The sequence below is a fragment of the Micromonospora sp. M51 genome (genome assembly GCF_018070305.1).
Classification (GTDB): domain Bacteria; phylum Actinomycetota; class Actinomycetes; order Mycobacteriales; family Micromonosporaceae; genus Micromonospora; species Micromonospora parva.
On record NZ_JAGPXZ010000788.1, the window covers coordinates 1 to 2,724 of the forward strand.

At 70.0% G+C, this 2,724-nt stretch carries 3 protein-coding genes and 1 pseudogene; all 4 read left to right on the forward strand.

All coding sequences use genetic code 11. The features are described from left to right. Window positions 1-643 (forward strand): LysR family substrate-binding domain-containing protein (locus KBX53_RS28785; RefSeq protein ID WP_210862721.1); only part of this gene is annotated, 643 nt, incomplete at its 5' end. 63 nt (window positions 644-706) lie between these two features. Next, the gene (locus KBX53_RS28790) at window positions 707-1,069 is read left to right on the forward strand and encodes a PH domain-containing protein (protein ID WP_030337500.1); all 363 of its coding nucleotides are present in this window, start codon (window positions 707-709) and stop codon (window positions 1,067-1,069) included. Window positions 1,070-1,289: 220 nt separating this feature from the next. Further along, complete coding sequence (locus tag KBX53_RS28795; RefSeq protein ID WP_210862723.1) at window positions 1,290-2,024, forward strand: class I SAM-dependent methyltransferase; 735 nt, start codon at window positions 1,290-1,292, stop codon at window positions 2,022-2,024. 247 nt (window positions 2,025-2,271) lie between these two features. Next, window positions 2,272-2,724 (forward strand): annotated as a pseudogene (locus KBX53_RS28800) (MFS transporter); the annotation flags it as partial.

Sequence of the window (2,724 nt, forward strand, 5' to 3'; positions counted from 1 at the left end):
GCTACGGGTGGCGTTCCTCGGCGAGTGGACCGCGCCGGTGCTGCTCCGGGCGGTGGCCCTGTTCGGCGAGCGGCACCCCGACTGTCGGGTGGAGGTGCACGAGGCACAGTTGTCCACCACCCGCTCCGGGCTGCTCGACGGCTCGACGGACGTGTTGATCGCCTCGTACCCGTTCGACGGGATGGCCACCGGCCCGGCGCTGCTTCGCGAGGATCGGGTGCTGGCGGTGGCGGCGGGTCACCCGCTCACCCGGGAACGGTCGGTGTCGTTGGAGGTGCTCGCCGACCACCCGGTGGTGCAGTACCCGAGCGTGACCTCGGCGGAGTTCAAGCGGGACCGCACCCCGGAGCGCACCCCCGGCGGCCGCCCGGTGCCGAAGGGACCCGCCGGGAACACCTTCTCCGAGATGCTGTCACTGGTCGCGCTGGGCCGGGGTGTGCTGCCGGTGGGCGAGCACACGCGGCGCTACTACCCGCGTCCCGACGTGGCGTACGTGCCCATCCACGACGCACCACCGATCGAACGGGGGCCGGTCTGGCTGCCCGGCAACACCACCACCCGCGTGCGCGAGTTCGTCCGCGCCGCGACCGACGCGAACCCCCGACGAGACACGCCGAGTGGGCGCTTACCCCCGCCGAGCTGACCCGGACGCTCGGGGTCCTCGCCCGGCTGGGCCCGTTGGCACCGGTTTTCTAGCCTGAACGGCATGGCGAACATCGCGTACGACCGCAAGGAGCAGGTCCAGCAGATCGAGAGTGGCCTCCTCGAAGGCGAGCAGATCATCGCCGTCTACGACGCCGTCGGCACCGGCACCGGGTTCATCGGGCTGACCGACCGCCGGGTGATCATCCAGGACCGCTCGTTCGTCGGGAAGCGGTTCGCGATCACCAGCATCCCGTACTCGAAGATCACCAGCGTGAGCGTGGTCAGCAACAAGTCGTGGGGTGGTTCGTTCTTCTCCACCGGCGCCATCGCCATCCACGTCGGCACGCACACCTACGAGGTGGAGTTCCGTGGCGCGCAGAAGAGCCACCACGTACACAACGTGATCCTGCACCACATCTCCTGACGGCACGTCCCGGCGTGGGCCCGGCTGGCGTAATTGCCTTGCCGGGCCCGCGGTGTCTCTGGTGTCCTCGGTCGACAGCCGCGCGAAGGGAGCAGCCGCCATGCCCGACACGACGAAGTCCCCCGAACCCACCGTCATCCGATCTGACGAATCGAGACTTCGTGAGCAGCATCGTTCCCCTGGCGCTGGGCGCCACTGACGCCAACCCCGGAGGCCGCTGATGTCGGTCTTCGACGATCCCGGCCTCTTCGGCCGGCTGTGGGCCGCCGACTACGACGACGGCGACACCAACCCTGACCCGGCCCCCGCCGTGGACTTCCTGGCCGACCTGGCCGACGGCGGCCCGGTTCTCGAACTGGCGATCGGCACCGGCCGGGTCGCGCTTCCGCTGGCCGAACGCGGCCTCGACGTGCACGGCGTCGAGGCGTCCGAGGAGATGCTCGCGCAACTGCGGGCGAAACCCGGCGGCGAGCGGATACCGGTGGTCGTCGCCGACATGGCGGACGTACCGGTGACCGGTGAGTTCCGGCTCGCGTACCTGGTCTTCAACACCCTGTTCAACCTGGTGGACGCCGAGCGGCAGGCGGACTGCTTCCGCAACGTCGCCCGGGTGCTGTCGCCCGGCGGCGCGTTCGTCGTCGAGACGTTCGTGCCCGACCCTCGCGGCTTCGACTCGGACGAGCAGGTGCAGGTGCGGGCCGTGACCGAGGATTCCGCGACGATCCGGCTGCACAGGTACGACCGGCCGGCGCAGCGGTTCATCCGGCAGACCATCACGTTCGACGCCGACGGTGTGCACCTGAAGCCGTTCGCCATGCGGTACGCCTGGCCACACCAGATCGACGAGATGGCGCAGCAGGCAGGGCTCCGGCTCACCGAGCGGTACGCCGACTGGCACCGGCGACCGTTCCAGGCCGACAGCCCGTCGCACATCTCCGTCTACCGGGCGGAGTAGCGGTTTGATCGACTCGGGTTCCGGAAAGTCGGGGTGTCATCGCCACGACGACACCCCGATTTCAAGGAACCCGAGTCGATCTCCCGCCGCCCGAAGGCGGCCATCGACTTGTCCTTCCCGGCCTCCCACGACGGCGGCCGCCCAGACCGGGGCGTGGCTGAGATCCGGCCACGTTCCGCCTTGGGCGGATTCTGCTGAGAGCAGGTTTTGCTGGTCTGCGAGGGCCGCACCGGGGTGAGCTGACGGCATGCCGTACGCCTCCCGATTCCCACGCTCCTCGCCGTACTGGCCGGTGGTCAGTCACCCTCAGCTCCGGCGCGTGCTGCCCGGGCTCGCCGTCTCCGCGTTGGGCGACGGGATGGCGGTTGTCGCGGTGTCCTGGCTCGCCATCCAACTCGTCCCGCATGATCAATGGGGCCCCTGGATCGCGGTGACCATGGCGGCGTACACACTGCCCAGCGCGGCCGGAACTGTCGTCTTCGGCCGGCTGCTGCGCGGTCGCGGCGGTGCCCAGCTCGCCGGGTGGGACGCGATCCTGCGGGCCACGGCACTCGCGGCGATCCCCGTCGCCTATCTCTTCGGTGCGCTCACCCATCGGGCTGTACGTCGTGCTGCTGGCCGCGTCCGCACTGCTGCACTCGTGGGGTTCCGCCGGGCGGTTCACACTGATCGCCGAACTGCTGCCGCAGCGACACCATCT

Coding starts and splice junctions, on each gene's coding strand:
- KBX53_RS28790 (WP_030337500.1), top strand. CDS start 707: ATGGCGAACATCGCGTACGACCGCAAGGAGCAGGTCCAGCAGATCGAG.
- KBX53_RS28795 (WP_210862723.1), top strand. CDS start 1,290: ATGTCGGTCTTCGACGATCCCGGCCTCTTCGGCCGGCTGTGGGCCGCC.